Origin of the sequence: Flavobacterium sp. UGB4466 (assembly GCF_903469665.1) — a bacterium.
In the GTDB taxonomy this organism is placed as follows: Bacteria; Bacteroidota; Bacteroidia; order Flavobacteriales; family Flavobacteriaceae; genus Flavobacterium; species Flavobacterium lipolyticum.
This window is the reverse complement of record NZ_CAGKLC010000004.1, coordinates 75298-88155: the sequence shown is the minus strand read 5'-3', so window position 1 is coordinate 88155 and position 12858 is coordinate 75298. Positions and strand designations below refer to the sequence as shown.

General features: G+C 35.9%; 7 protein-coding genes. 3 read left to right on the top strand and 4 right to left on the bottom strand.

Features of this window, described 5'->3' with window-relative positions; translation table 11 throughout:
• The first annotated feature begins 9 nt into the window (after window positions 1–9).
• Both JO950_RS02220 and JO950_RS02215 read left to right on the top strand, forming a co-directional pair.
• The gene (locus JO950_RS02220; RefSeq protein ID WP_202700866.1) at window positions 10–450 is read left to right on the top strand and encodes a hypothetical protein; all 441 of its coding nucleotides are present in this window, start codon (window positions 10–12) and stop codon (window positions 448–450) included.
• Window positions 431–727, top strand: a complete 297-nt coding sequence (locus JO950_RS02215) for a DUF721 domain-containing protein (RefSeq protein WP_017495184.1) — start codon at window positions 431–433, stop codon at window positions 725–727. The genes JO950_RS02220 and JO950_RS02215 overlap by 20 nt, the downstream gene beginning before the upstream one ends.
• Window positions 728–896: 169 nt before the next feature.
• Here the strand turns inward: JO950_RS02215 and JO950_RS02210 are convergent, their stop codons facing one another.
• From JO950_RS02210 to bshC, 3 genes are all read right to left on the bottom strand, one after another.
• Complete coding sequence (locus JO950_RS02210; protein WP_017495185.1) at window positions 897–1316, bottom strand: nucleoside-diphosphate kinase; 420 nt, start codon at window positions 1314–1316, stop codon at window positions 897–899.
• 210 nt (window positions 1317–1526) lie between these two features.
• A complete protein-coding gene (locus JO950_RS02205; RefSeq protein ID WP_202700865.1) occupies window positions 1527–2798 on the bottom strand; it encodes an acyltransferase family protein in 1272 nt (423 codons plus the stop codon).
• Between the two features lie 110 nt (window positions 2799–2908).
• Window positions 2909–4498: a bacillithiol biosynthesis cysteine-adding enzyme BshC gene (gene bshC, locus JO950_RS02200; protein WP_202700864.1), complete on the bottom strand. Its 1590-nt coding sequence runs from the start codon at window positions 4496–4498 to the stop codon at window positions 2909–2911.
• A 343-nt stretch (window positions 4499–4841) separates the two neighbouring features.
• Between bshC and JO950_RS02195 the strand changes: the two genes are divergently transcribed.
• Window positions 4842–6119, top strand: coding sequence for an MFS transporter (locus tag JO950_RS02195; protein WP_202700863.1), 1278 nt, complete (start codon window positions 4842–4844; stop codon window positions 6117–6119).
• A 55-nt stretch (window positions 6120–6174) separates the two neighbouring features.
• On the opposite strand, the gene JO950_RS02190 is transcribed toward JO950_RS02195, so the two are convergent.
• The gene (locus tag JO950_RS02190) at window positions 6175–12654 is read right to left on the bottom strand and encodes a T9SS type B sorting domain-containing protein (protein ID WP_202700862.1); all 6480 of its coding nucleotides are present in this window, start codon (window positions 12652–12654) and stop codon (window positions 6175–6177) included.
• Window positions 12655–12858: the final 204 nt, after the last annotated feature.

The window sequence follows — 12858 nt, the reverse complement described above, 5'->3', positions numbered from 1 at the left end:
AATTATAGTATGAGAAACACTTTTATGATTTTGGTTTTATCGCTTTTGTTGATAAGCTGTAAACAAGAAATTAAACCTGCTGATATTGCAAAACTGAATGGTTATTGGGAAATTGAGAAAGTAGTTTTTGATAAAGGTGAGGACAAAGATTACGGAATGAACGAAAATTTCGATTATTTCAATATCAAAGGAACTAAAGGAACGCGTACCAAGGTGATGGCGCAGCTGGATGGAACTTTTTTAACAACAGATACTTTTGAAGATGTATCGGTTCGATTTAAGGGAGATCAGGTTTTCCTGGATTATAAAACAGATTATGCAAAGTGGAGCGAAGAACTGATTTCTATTTCTGACGAGACTTTTGTAGTAAAGAACGATCAGAATAAAGAATATCATTATAAAAAAACCGGACCTGTAAATTTATTAAACGATGGCAAAAAGACTAAATAGTGAAAGCACGATTGGAGCTGTTTTGCAGCAGATTATCCAAGTGAATAAGTTAGGTGCCGGAATGGACCAGATTGATGTAAAAGAGGCCTGGAGGCAGTTGATGGGGAATGGCGTGAATACGTATACCAAAAATGTTGTTCTGAAAGGAAGTACATTGTATGTCGAGCTAGGATCGGCAGTTTTGCGTGAAGAATTAAGTCATGGTAAAAGCAAGATTGTAAAAATGATCAACGAGGAGTTAGGCCGTGAAGTGGTGAAAGAAGTTGTTTTACGTTAGATTTTTTAGACTGGCTTAGACTAACTTAGACTCCTTAGATTTTTAAATGTTTGATTTTGGCTGGGATGTTATAAAAGAAAACCCGTTTCATTTGAAACGGGTTTTCTTTTATGTCTTTTCTAAGATCTAAGAAGTCTAACATCTAACAATCTAAGAAAGTCTAAAAATATTAGAATTGCTCTCTTCCTGCGAAGTGGAATGCACCTTCGATAGCTGCATTTTCGTCGCTGTCAGAACCGTGTACTGCGTTTTCTCCGATTGAAGTAGCGTATGCTTTACGGATAGTTCCTTCAGCAGCTTCAGCTGGATTTGTAGCTCCAATTAAAGTTCTGAAATCTTCTACTGCATTGTCTTTTTCTAAAATTGCAGCAACAATTGGTCCGCGAGACATGAATTCAACTAATTCTCCGTAGAAAGGTCTTTCTGCGTGAACTGCGTAGAATGCTTGAGCATCAGCTACAGTAAGTTGAGTTAATTTTAATGAAACGATTTTGAAACCTCCATTAGTAATCATTGCTAAGATATTTCCGATGTGTCCGTTTTGAACTGCATCCGGCTTAATCATTGTAAAAGTTCTATTTGTTGCCATTTTATTGCTTATTTTTAATTTCGTGCAAAAGTATACTTTTTTTATGAATTGATTTTAATAAATTCATAATTAAAACTCTAACAAATGATGTTTTGGTAAAGAAAAATGAAAAATAGTACTCATAGGAGTTGTCAATTTGTTTTAATGTGAGGAAGAAAAAAAGAGACGCGTTTTTGCGTCTCTTGTAATCGAAGTGGATATAGCTTATTTTTAAACTTTAAAAATCAGTTTGTTTTTGTAGAAAATCCATAGTATAAAAGTCCAGATTCCAACATAAGTTAATGCTCCTGCTAACGAGGCTGTCATTGGATTGCTAAAGAAAGGAGCAATACCGAATTGGTACAAATAACTTAAAAGATTGATCTGTTCTTCTGGATGTTGCGGGTTCTTAAACTGAACCATCACTAAAGCCTGAGGGATAATCTGAGAGAAGAAAAATACAATCATTGGATTGACTCCCCAGATTAAAAACAATTTTAGACCCTTTTTGTAGGCTGCAATGTCAATGATGTAATATAGGAATGCTAAACAAGCAGTTGCCAGTCCTGTAGTGTATAAGACATAACTGCTGGTCCAAAGCGATTTGTTGATAGGGAAGAAGGCGTTCCAGATTAGCCCTCCAATGATTAAGGCAACACCTGCAGCTATCATTTTAACGGCTTTCTGTTTTGGTGTAATTTCACGCTGTAAAATCTGACCAATCAATAAACCAATGATTCCGTTCACGATTGACGGAATGGTACTTAGAACTCCTTCAGGATCCCAGGTTATGGTTCCGCGATACATATGTCCTTCCAGTAATACACCATCGAGCCAGGAAGCTAAGTTGGTTTCTTTTTCTAAATTAGGCGCTCCGATTCCGGGAACGGGAATTAAAGTCATTATGGCCCAATAGCCCAGTAATAAAGTAATACCGGTTATGATCTGTGTTTTTTGAGTTGTTTTTAAGTACAATAGAGAAACGACAAAATATACAATCGCAATTCGTTGTAAAACACCCGGTAATCGCACATCGTGGTAGGCTTCGATCCCGCTGTAAGCCAGAAACAGATAAACAAACAAAATTGAAAATGCCAGTATGTTTTTGATTTTCGAACTGAAATTGCCCATCAAAGCATAGCCAACTGCTACAGTGATAATCAATCGGCCGATAAGAAGCGGAATTCCTTCAAGGCCAAAAAGCTGTATTTTTCCAAAATAATTAAAGAAAATTCCAAGGCCGAGCATGCGTAGCGAACGAACCAGAATTTTGTTGAAGGTAGTACTGTCCCAGGTTTTGGTTGGCATTGCCAGGGGTACCGCAACTCCCATGATGAAAATAAAAAACGGAAACACTAAGTCGGTTGGCGTACAGCCATGCCATTCGGAGTGTAGTAACGGGGCGTAGACATTTCCCCAATCTCCCGGGTTGTTTACAATAGTCATTAATAAAATAGTCAATCCTCTAAAGACATCTAATGATATCAGGCGCTCTCTGGTCATAATTTTGGTAAATAGGTTAATTTTTTTTTTAAAAGGTTACTATTTGGTTAGAGCCGCAATAATTTCAGAAGAGGCGGTTATTTATTCTGATGACTATTACTTTTTTATTTTTAGATCGTGATAATATTAAAATTCGTTTCTAAAGGTTTTAAATTTTGTATTAAAAGAGGAATCAATTCTTCTCCTTTTTCCAGATAAAATTCAGAAAAATTGGTTTGACGCTCCTGTAAACTCTGATTGGGAAACAATTCACATTGTAAATCAACAACGCGTTGTATTTCTGAATCCAGTTTTCGTTTTTGTGCTTTCAATAATCTTTTCTCGAGATTGTCTAAGCCTTTCTTTTGCTTTACTTCCTGAGCTTTTACAGCTCCCGTAAAGGATTTATCAGTTTGTTGTGCTAATTCGTAAAGATATTCAAATTGTTTGACCAGCATTTCTTTTTGTGGCGTTAAATCAATTGGAAAACCAGATAATTTATGTGTAATAGCATTTACTAAATCTGTGGGTTTAGTAAATAAATCTTTCCAGTGAAGTCCAAGTGTATCTGCTTTTTTAGCTTGTTTTTCGGTACTTAAAAGTACTGAATTACGAACCAATAACATTGGGAAAGTAATGTTCACAGCATCAAAAAAAGATTTTAATTCCAGCCAGTAAGCAATTTCTCCTCCTCCGCCAATGTAGCATAAATTTGGAAGAATAATTTCCTGATACAACGGACGCATGATTACATTCGGACTGAATTTTTCGGGATTGCTTTCGAGTAGATTGAAAATTTCTTCTTTCGAAAATGATATTTTAGTATGGTTGACAACGTATCGGTCTTTTTCTACTATAATTCGCTCACGGAGTTGGTCTTCAATGTAAAACAGATTGATTTCACGAGGATTTACCTGAATGGTGTAATCATTAAATTTTGAGATTGTTTCCTGAACCGCTTTGAAAGCCGTTTGCTGCTCCAATTCTTCTTTAATATACGGAATGAAAGCGCGTTTTAAATCTGCTGAATCTGCGTCTAAAATCACTAAACCGTACGATTCGAACAAGCGGTTTGCCAAAAAACGTGTGGCATCGGCAAGGTTTTCATGCTTCAGATAGGCTTCTTCAAAGAGTTTTTTTAAGAAGTTGGCATTTGTACTCGAACCCAAATCTTTGGAGTAGATTTCAAAAAAATCTTCTAAACCTTCTGTCGATAGTCTTCCAACCGGACCGGTGCTTTCTTTGTTCCAACGGAATTTTTTTCCTTTAAAATTAAAATAATTAATCTCTTCAAAATCGTGATCTTCAGTTGCCATCCAATAAACCGGAACAAAATTATGAGCAGGATATTTTGATTTCAGTTCCGTAGTGAGATTAATCGTCGAAATGATTTTGTATAAAAAATACAAAGGACCGCTAAACAGGTTTAGCTGGTGTCCGGTTGTAATTGTAAAAGTATTTGGGAGTGCTAAAAGCTCGATATTCTCTTTGGTCGAATCTGAAATTTTGATGTTTTCGTATTGCTTTTTTAGCGTTTCAACAAGGGGGACACGGTTTGCATGGTCGAAATTAGCCTGCTTGTCAAGGATTTGTTTCTCAAAGTTTTCAAGCGTAGGAAAGTGATTGTACAGTGATTGTAATTCGGGTTTTTGATCTAAATAATCTTGTATCAATTTAGAGAAATATCCTGAGTTTTGATAGCTGATACAGTCGGTAGGCATAGTTTTAGGTTTATTTTTGATAGCTGTAAATTTAATCAAAATATGTACTTAAATCCTTTTTTAACGAATGCTTAAGATTTGATTTTTACGCTTTGAATTAAGTTGTTGTAAATCAGTGTTTTGATTTTGTTGTCTCTTTTTTTATTGTAAGAAATGTTTTGTGAATGATTAGGGTGTTTGATTTGTTGTTTTTGTTAAAATTCTGAGAGTAATTTAAAAGTATTGTTTGGTTATGGGTGTTATTAATAATGAAATTCTATTTTTGCAAACAAATATTTGTTGTGCAGAAGAAGCTGATTTATTTTTTGCAGTAATAGTTAAAAGAAAACAATAGTAAAGCCGAATGGAAAATAACCCGAAACAGAAGAACTCCTTAAAACATGTTCTCTTTGGTTCCTTGATTGGTACCACCATAGAATTTTTTGATTTCTATATTTATGCCAATGCTGCCGTATTGGTTTTTCCGCAACTATTTTTCCCCGGTTCAGACCCGACTATGGCAACTCTGGAATCTTTAGCTACCTTTTCGATTGCTTTTTTATCACGCCCGTTAGGTTCCGCTTTTTTTGGACATTATGGAGATAAAATCGGGCGTAAATTTACTTTGGTGGCAGCATTATTAACGATGGGTATTTCAACGGTTACGATAGGATTTTTACCCGGTTATGCCAGTATTGGTGTTGCTGCTCCTTTATTGTTAATGCTGTGTCGATTTGGGCAAGGTGTAGGTTTAGGAGGCGAATGGGGTGGTGCTGTTTTATTGGCAATCGAAAATGCACCTCCGGATAAACGTGCGTGGTACGGAATGTTTCCGCAATTGGGCGCTCCTATTGGATTGCTGCTTTCGGGTGGAACTTTTCTAATTCTTACAGACACGATGACCAATGAAAACTTTATGGATTATGGCTGGAGAATTCCATTTATAGCAAGTTCGTTTTTGGTTGTTGTGGGGTTTTATATCCGAACAAAAATTACCGAAACGCCTTCATTTGAAAGCGCTAAAAAAGAAAAGGAAGAAGTTAAAGTTCCTTTTTTAACTTTGATTAAGTCGTATCGAAATCAATTGATTTTTGGAACATTGTCGGCTGTTACCACCTTTTTGGTTTTTTACCTGATGACCGTTTTTACTTTAAGCTGGATCACTTCAGATTTGGGGATTACCAAAAGAGATGCATTATTGGTTCAGCTGTTCTCTGTTTTGTTTTTTGCTCTTTTTATTCCGGTTTCGGCAGTTGTTGCCGATAAGATCGGACGACGCAAAATGTTACTTATTGCAACCACAGCCATAGCGCTTTTCGGGTTTTTGTTTTCTTCTTTTTTAAGCAAAGGAAATATCATTCTCATTACCACTTTTGCCTGTACGGGAATGGCTCTGATGGGATTCACTTATGGACCTTTGGGAACTTTCCTGTCGGAATTATTTCCAACAAATGTCCGTTATTCCGGAGCTTCCTTAACGTTTAATTTGGCCGGAATTCTGGGTGCGGCGTTTGCGCCTATGATCGCCATTTGGTTGGCAAGTACTTACGGTTTAAATTATGTTGGATTTTATCTGACTGGTGCCGCGCTAATTTCGTTGGTTTCTTTTTTAATGATTAGTAAAGACGAACATAAGTTTTAAGTGTAACAGAAACATCGCAAAGTTTAGTATTGATAAAGCTTTGCGATGGCATATTTTATCGTTTCAGACTAAAATGTCCTCTAACTTCTTTTCCATTTATTCTTGTAACAGTAAACCAATAATCTGAAGATGGTTCTTGTTGTCCAAGATATGTCCCATCCCAGGGATTGTCTGGTCGTATTTCTTTGATAAACTTTCCGTAACGGTCAAAAATTTTAATTCCGGTATTTGGGGCTAAATAGATAAAATCAATAGTCCATGTATCGTTATAGCCATCATTATTTGGGGTAAAGAATTTAGGATAAGGAAGTTCATCTACAAAATAGATACATTCTCCTATTGTCGCTCCAAGAATATTGATTGTAACGGGGGTTTTGTCACTCTCGCAACCACTAAAAGACTGAGAAGCATAGTACGTGATTCCGTCTACAAGTTCAGTTATTTCAGATAAGCTTATAGTAGATGAAGCAGTTTCGTACCATTTAATATTTTGCCCTGTTATTTTAATATCCCTAATTCTTGCATTTTTCTGAATACAGAATTGTTGAGGAGAATCGGCATTAGGTATAGGTGTGTTTTGAACTTTTACTGGTACAGGAAATCTTAGGCTTTCGCAATTGTTTAATGTTTGCGTAGCGTAATAAATTCTGCTGTCTAATAAAGTTGTTTTTGGTAAAGTGTTTCCGTTTACTGGTGCATCATACCATTTAATATTTTGTCCTGTGATCGTAATTGAATTTAACGTGGCATTTTGTTCAATACAGAATGTTTGGGGACCGGATAAAGCTGGATTTTGAGTGAAATTTGTAAAAGGAATTATAGTAACTGTGGTTGCATTTGAAGAACAGCCCTTATTATTTTTTACCTTAATAAAATAGGTGTCGGGAGCAAGATTCGATTTCATTGCAGTGGTAGTCCAGCTAACACCATTATCGAAACTATATTCAGATGCAGCATCGGTAATTGTAATAGCACCATTAGGATTACTGCAATCAGGCTGGATAGTTGTAAATGCAGGTTCGTTCGGATAATCTGTTGGACGGTTAATGGTTGCAGATATTGGAGCAGATTCACAGCCGATGCTATTTTTAACACGAACCATATAGGTTCCGACGATTAAATTTCCTGAATTTGGACTGGCTGAATACGTTTTACCATTGTCAAAACTATATTGATCAGCAGGGTTTGTAATTAAAATTGAGCCAAATGGATTGCTGCAAGTGATAGGTTGTGTAATAGTAAAAATTGGAGCTGCGGGAGCATTTGGTGCTGCATTGATGGTGGTTCTATATGGAATAGATTCACAGCCATTTGTGTATTTTATTCGAACAGAATAATTTCCGGGAGATAAACTGGCAGTATTGCTGTTGTTCCAGGTAAGGCCATCGTCAAAACTATACAGATTTGCAACCGTTGAAACCGTAATAGTGCCTGTAGGATTACAGCCAGTTGGGTTTGTGACTACAACTTGTGGTGCTTCAGGAATTGCAGGTGCGGCTTGTATAGTAATGGCAGTGGCAAGAGAAATACAACCCGAATTATATTTAACGATCAAATTATAGGTTCCTGCAGACAGATTAGATTTTGTATTGGAGGTCCCAAACGTGATTCCGTTATCAAAACTATAAAAATCGGCTACGGTATTAATTGTAATTGATCCTGTAAAATTGGTGCAAGTAGGTTGAACTGCTGTAAAGTCAGGAGCAGCAAGCGGTAATAATGGCGAGATCGTGACCGGAGCAGCATCTGAAATACAACCTGCTGAATTTTTAATTTTTATGAAATAAATACCCGGAGGAAGATCTGTTTTTGTATTAGAAAAAACATAGGTTAATCCGTTGTCAAAGCTATAAGTAGCAGCATTTGTTGTAATGGTAATAGAGCCTTTTGATGAGCTGCAGTTTGGCTGTGTGGTAGTAAAAACCGGAGCTGCAATTGCAGGACCAGCACTTAAATTGACAACAGCTGTTGATGACTCGCAACTATATGAATTTGTTTTGATTTTAATAATATAGGTACCAGCCCCCACATTTATTTTCGTAGGACTTGTTGTCCAACTGTTTCCATCATTGAAACTATAACTTATAGCTGGTGTAGTTATGGTGATGCTGCCATCAGTAGCATCGCAGGAAGAAGGTTGAACTTTGGTTACAGCAGGTGCAGCAGGAATTGCAGGAGGTGTATTTATATGGATATAGCTGCGGCTAGAGGTACAGCCTAGAGTGTTTTTTATTAATACATTGTAGGGGCCGCCTGCTAAATTTTTCTTTACAGGACTTGTAGTCCAGGTTATTCCTCCATCAAAGCTATATTGGTCTGCAGTAGTATTTACTATTATAGTTCCCGTAGTAGTACTACAGTTGGGTTGAATAGCAGATATATTTGGTGAGGATAGATAAAATTTGTTTATGTTGACATATTGTGAATTTGATTTACAACCTTTTGCATTTTTAATAAGAATAGTATAATACGAGCTTGCAGGATTTAATAAAATTGGATTTGTAGTCCAAGTGCTGCCTCCATCAAAACTATAATTGTCAGCAGGAGTTGTAACGGTAATGCTTCCTCCATTTCCGCAGCTTGGTTGTGCTACTTTTATATTGGGATTAGGAAGATAATAAGGAGCAATACTTATTGATAAACCATAAGATTTACAACCCGCTGCATTTTTTATCATGATGTTGTAATAACCAGAAGTAAGTCCTGAAAGAGTTGGGTTAGTTGTCCAGGTATTACCATTGTCAAAACTATAAGAACTTGCAACTGTTGCAATAGTAATACTTCCATCAATGCCGCACGTTGGCTGAATTAATGTAAAATCTGGATTGGGTAAATAATATTGCTGCAAGTTGGCATATACACCGTAAGACGATGATGTGCATCCGGTAGCATTTTTTACTAATAAATAATAAGTGTTTGGACTTAGATTAGTAAATACAGGACTAGTACTCCAGTTTCTGCCTCCATCTATGCTGTATTGTGCTTCAGTTGAAGTAAAGGTTATGCTTCCTCCAACTCCACAAGTAGGCTGTGTTGTTTTAAAGGTGGGTGCCGGGAGAAAAAACTCTTGAAGTGATACCCCGTTTGAGCTGGAAATACAACCTACGGCATTTTTAATCGCTGGGAAATAATATCCTGCCGGAAGATCAGAAAAAATAGGATTTGTCCCCCAATTTACCCCGTCAATACTGTAAAAGCTGGCAGTCGTATTAATTTTAATACTGCCTTTTGTACCGCATCCTGGCTGTGTGATGGTTAAATTAGGTTGTGCCAGCTTAGAGGGATCCAAATAAATGTAAATGGAATTGGATGTACAGTTACTCTTTTTTATAATTAAATTGTAAGACCCCTGGCTTAAATTATTAAAAACATTACTGGTACTCCAGTTTGCACCACCATCGATACTATAATAATCTGCAGTAGTGTTGAATGTAATATTACCAATATTTCCACAACTTGGATTCGTAACTGTATAATCCGGAACAGGGAGCTTTGGGGTGTTAATTGAAACACCTACGGAGTTAGAAACACATCCTAAACTGTTTTTTATTGTAAGGTTGTAAAATTTGTAAGAATTAAGATTTGATAAGGAAGAAGAAGTTCCCCAGGTATAACCTCCATCAAAACTATAGAAACTGGCAGCTGTATTTATTGTAATGCTGCCCGACGACGTACAAGTAGGTTGAACAACAGTATAATCAGGTAGATCTATATTGGGATTGTTTAAATAAACGCCAGTTGGATATGAGGTACAGCCAAGATTATTTTTTGTAATTACGGTATAAACACCAGGAGGTAATGACTTAGAATTAAGAGTTGTCCAGGTCGCACCATTGTCAAAACTATAAAAATCGGATAATGAGTTAATAGTAATTTTTCCGTTTACACCACAAGTTGGGTGTTCTATGGAAGTAATTGGGGAACTTATATAAGGTTGATTTAAAGAAGCATAATTAGCGGAGCTGATACATCCCGCACTGTTTTTTATTTTTATTTGATAGTTTCCAAAAGGTAAAATTTTAACATTATTGCTTGTCCAGGTTACTCCATTATCAAAACTGTACAAATCTGCTGGTGTAGTAATTGTAATACTTCCGTCTACTCCGCAAATAGGTTGTTCAGTTGTATATTGAGGATAGGAATCTTTAAAATTATTTAAATACGCATAAGTATAATAGGAAGTACAGCCTAAGGCATTTTTAATTCCTAAAGAATAGCTTCCCGCATTTAAATTACTCATTGTATTATTGGTAACCCATGTAGTTCCTCCATCAAAAGTGTAAAAATCAGAAAGAGTATTGATGGTAATACTTCCTTTTGTACTACAAGCGGGTAATACGATTGTATACGTGGGAGTTTCCAGCGTATTGCTGCTGATGAGTACATTGTTTGCCGACGAAATACAACCTTGTAAATCTTTGGTACGAATTTTATAATTTGCCGGTGAAAGATTGTTAGCAGTAGAATTATTTACCCAAGTTGCACCATCGTCAAAGCTATAGTATGCAGCAGGAGTTGTAATGGTAATACTTCCCTTATCTCCGCAAAATAAAGGATTGATATAAGTGTAATTTGGATACAGAGTAGAAGCAGCTGTAATAATTACACTTTGAGAATAAGAAGTACATCCATTCACGGTCTTTATTTTTACTAAATAGGTTCCGGGATATAAATTACTCTTCGTATCGCTTGCGCTCCAGGTTACGCCATCATCAAAACTATATTGTGATGCCGTCGAAGTTACTTTTATTGTTCCTGTAGTGGAAAAACAAGAGGGCTGCGTAATCTGTAAAGTAGGAGAAACGGCAGTTTGACTTGGTTCGATAGTAACATTGGCATTGCTGGAGCATCCAAAAGAATCTGTAACAGTAACAGAGTAATTTCCTAACGAAGTTACGGTAATACTTTGCGTAGTTCCACCGGTATTCCATAAATACGAAGCCCCTGGAGAAGCGGTTAATACAGTGCTTCCAGAGCAAACATTTAGGATACCTGTAATATTTGCTGTGGGATTTCTTACCTCTAAATTGGCAGAAATTATTTTGTAGCAAGTAGCATCCTTGCTGACTCTAACAAAAATAGAAGCACTTGAACTTGGGTAACTTGTAAAATTGGTAATAGCATTCAAATTGGACTCCGCCTCATTGTAATTTTTGAAATAACTGAAATTTAAGCCCGCTGTAGAAGGAACTATTAAAGAATTTAATCTAGATAAATCAAAATTTTCATTTCCATCACGGTTTGCGTCACATTGAGATATTTTGGCTGTCGTAACATTAATGGTACAACTTGAAGAACAATTCAAAAAAGAAATATCCCAGCCAGGATTTGCATCGGGATCTATAGCAGAATCAAATGTGGTTCCTGAGCAAGAAGTTCCGGAAATATCATAATCTATTTGTACACCTACATTATAATTAGCATTTGTAATATTTGGAAGATCACTGCTTTTTAATGTAAAACAAAATTTTTTGTTTGTTGTGTCCAGGTTTGAAGTAGTTGATGTGTTATAAATTGACACATTATTACTGTTGTAAACATTTAAAGTGATTTTTTTTACTGAGGCAGAAATTCCTCCGGAATTAGGAATCGTATAACTACCGCATACTGAAATTGGTAAAGTTGGACAAACTTTATTTAAAGGATCAAGCTCTATAGAACCTTGTAAGTTTTCTGCGGATTGTAAGATACAAACATCATCAACATACATATATCCGAAATGTCCTCCCAATCCACATCTGGAAGCCATAAACTCAACGGTAAATTCTTCGTAATTAGGAATTGATGAAATGTCCAGTATTCCTGATTGCCAATTGGGAGTGTATAAAGTAACATAACCGGAATTTTGACTCGGAACCTTACTGAAAATGCAATTTTTTTCATCTCCTACCAAACAAAATTCGCTAACAACGGTCTTATTTTTATCTAAAATTCGGGCTTTTACAAAAGCCTGATTATCAGTGTGGCTATTGTCGTACACACTTTGTAATACCGCTTTGTAGTTAAATTTCAGATAATTTTCATTGTTTGTTTTAAACCTTTTACCTTGAACAATAGAACCATAGGTAGAGGAGTTCTCATGATTAATTTTAAGAGTATATTGATCAAATGCTTTAATGTCTCCTATATAGGGGTCAACCAAATTGGAGGAAACACTGGTCGCCATAATGTTCATATTATTAGGGTTATAGCGATTGATGTATGAATCGGCAGTATTGGTAATCGATCGGCACTGCGTTGGACCGGGAGGATCACCTATTGTATAAAGAAAATTCTTAAGATAACTGCTTCCGTTTATAGTTTCATATTGCTCAAAACCTCCATTTGTACATATTTCTACTCCTTGAAGAGTAGCGGCAGTTTTTGAAGTCGAATTTCTCCCTTTCGAATTCAAAATTACTTTTTTTAAATTCAGGATTTCAGCTTTCATCTTTGCCTCTCTAATTTTCAAAAATTGTTTTTGCTCTTCCAAATTTTGAATGAGATGACCATGTTTATCTTCTAATAAAATACTATTAGATGAATTAGTATTCATTTCTTGCGCAAAAACACAAGAACATTTGATAAAAACAATAAATAGGAGTAAAGTTCTTAGCATCATTTAGAGAAAATTTGTAAGCAAATATAACCAAAAAACGATGCTGTAGATTATGAAATACAAATGTTTGCAAGTTTTATTTCAATAAATAAAAACTTATAACATTTGATGACGTTAACGAAATAATTAGATTTATTTCTT